This is a genomic window from uncultured Campylobacter sp., assembly GCF_938045225.1.
Classification (GTDB): Bacteria; Campylobacterota; Campylobacteria; order Campylobacterales; family Campylobacteraceae; genus Campylobacter_A.
On sequence record NZ_CALINL010000233.1, the window covers coordinates 1 to 2068 of the forward strand.

The 2068-nt window shown below is 48.7% G+C and carries 3 protein-coding genes; all 3 read right to left on the minus strand.

What is annotated here, in order from left to right:
* Positions 1-21 precede the first annotated feature (21 nt).
* Positions 22-768 carry a nickel pincer cofactor biosynthesis protein LarB gene (gene larB, locus Q0200_RS08315; RefSeq protein WP_297940157.1) on the minus strand — a complete coding sequence of 249 codons (747 nt, stop codon included), beginning with the start codon at positions 766-768 and terminating at the stop codon, positions 22-24.
* Positions 761-1534: an ATP-dependent sacrificial sulfur transferase LarE gene (gene larE, locus Q0200_RS08320; RefSeq protein ID WP_297940160.1), complete on the minus strand. Its 774-nt coding sequence runs from the start codon at positions 1532-1534 to the stop codon at positions 761-763. The genes larB and larE overlap by 8 nt, the downstream gene beginning before the upstream one ends.
* Positions 1506-2068: nickel insertion protein (larC, locus tag Q0200_RS08325; RefSeq protein WP_297940163.1), on the minus strand; the 563-nt coding region annotated here is incomplete at its 5' end. The genes larC and larE, both read right to left, overlap by 29 nt.

Below are 2068 nucleotides of genomic sequence, written 5' to 3' on the forward strand. Positions count from 1 at the left end.
TTCAGTGCTACAAGCATAAAATTACAAATGATTTATCAGGCTTGCGTTATATGCGGCGCCGTATCCGTTGTCGATATTTACGACACTTATGCCATTTGCACAGCTATTTAGCATAGCTAGCAGTGCCGCAACTCCGCCAAAATTTGCCCCATATCCCACGCTAGTTGGCACTGCGATCACCGGAGTGCTTACAAGTCCAGCTAGCACGCTAGCAAGTGCGCCCTCCATGCCAGCAACGGCGATCACGACCTTTGCGCCGCGTATCTCATCTATTTTTGCTACCAGCCTATGTAGCCCTGCCACGCCGACATCGGTAAATTTTTTCACGTCATTGCCTAAAAATTTTGCCGTTTCGTAGGCCTCCTCCACGACTGAGCCATCGGCAGTGCCAGCAGAGACGATAGCTATGTAGCTTTTTGTAGGCGCAGGCTCTTTAAATTTAACGCTGATCACCCTTCCACGAGCATTAAAATTTGCCTGCGGAAAGATCTCACGTATGCGTTCAAAAACATTCTCATTTGTTCTTGTGATTAGGATATTTTCATTTTTTTCGCCGATCACACTAGCAATTTGCAAAATTTCATCATCTGTTTTATTTGCCCCATATATCACCTCACCAGTACCATTTCGCAAAGCACGCTGAGTGTCGATCTTGGCGCATCCCACGTCGCTAAAAGGAAAATCCCGTAAAAACTCTATCGCCTCGCGCTCGCTTTTTTCGCCCGATTTTACGGCGCGGATGAAATTTAAAGCCTCATCATTAGTCATTTAAAATCTCCCCGCGAAGCCCTTTTAAATCAAGCAAAATATCATACTCGCCAAGCGAAGCAATCTCGCGTACGACGGCGCTAAAATCTCCCGCGCAAAAGCGCCTAGTCTCGCTCGCACCCATTTGCAGCCTAAAGGCTTTGCCGTCAAATCGCGCGCGAATATTTAAAAATCCGTGCGAGATTAGCAGATTTTCGGCTCGCTCCACGAGCGAAATTTCCTCCGCGGAAAACTCCCTGTCGTGCGGTAAACGCGTCAGAAGGCACGCGTAGCTGGGCTTATCCGCGGTCGGCAGTCCAAGCTCGCGGCTAAGCTCTCTAATCTCTGATTTTTTGAGGCCTTTAAGCGGCGAAAGCACGCCAAGCTCGTCTTTTGCTTTAAGCCCCGGGCGGTATTCGCCAAGGTCGTCTAAGTTCGTACCGTCGGCGACGTTTGTAAAGCCTAGATGCTTTGCTAGCTCGATTAGCCGCGTAAAAACCGCCTTTTTGCAGACGTAGCAGCGATCTTGCGGATTATTTTTTACCGCTTCGGGCGCTTCTAGCTCTAAAATTTCGTGCCTGATGCCGTAAGTACGGGTAAATTCCACCGCCTCTTTTATCTCGCGCCCCGACATATAGGGCGATTTTAGCGTGATAGCTACCGCGCGCCGGCCTAGCGTATCGGCGGCAACGCGCAACAGTAGCGAGCTATCCACGCCGCCGCTAAACGCTACGGCTAAATTTTCCAGCTTTTTTATATCATTTTTTAGAATTTCTAGTTTCGTCATATTTTTTTAAAATCTCGTTTCTGACCTCGCGGATCGTCGTTTGAAATCTCTGCGCGGCTTTTTTGCAGTCCTCGAATTCGGGCTTGATTTTTAAAATTTCGGGGTAATTTCGGGCTAAATTTTCATCCGTCAAATTTTGCTCGGCGTTAAAACCGCAAGCTCGGCCGCGCGAAATTTTAAGCCTTATTTTGCCGTATTTAGTCTCTACTTCACAAAACTCGCGCGCAAGCTCGGTTTTCCTCACGGCGCACTCTCTAACTCCGATCGCCGTCGTATGCGCGAAAATTAGCCCCTTTATCCGCGCGGCGTCCCTCTTGCGGCACAGCGCGTTTAGCTCAAATCCCGCGCGTCCTTTTTTCATAAAAATAGAGCGGCTAAATACGTCCAGCGCGCCGCTATCTCGCAAAATATCGCACGCAAAGGCAAAGCTCTCGGCGTCCATGTCGTCGATATTAGTGGAGATTAAAATCCGCTCGCAAAGCTCGCCATAGCCGATCTGCACGCTCAAATTTGGCTCATCTTTTAAGCCTAAAT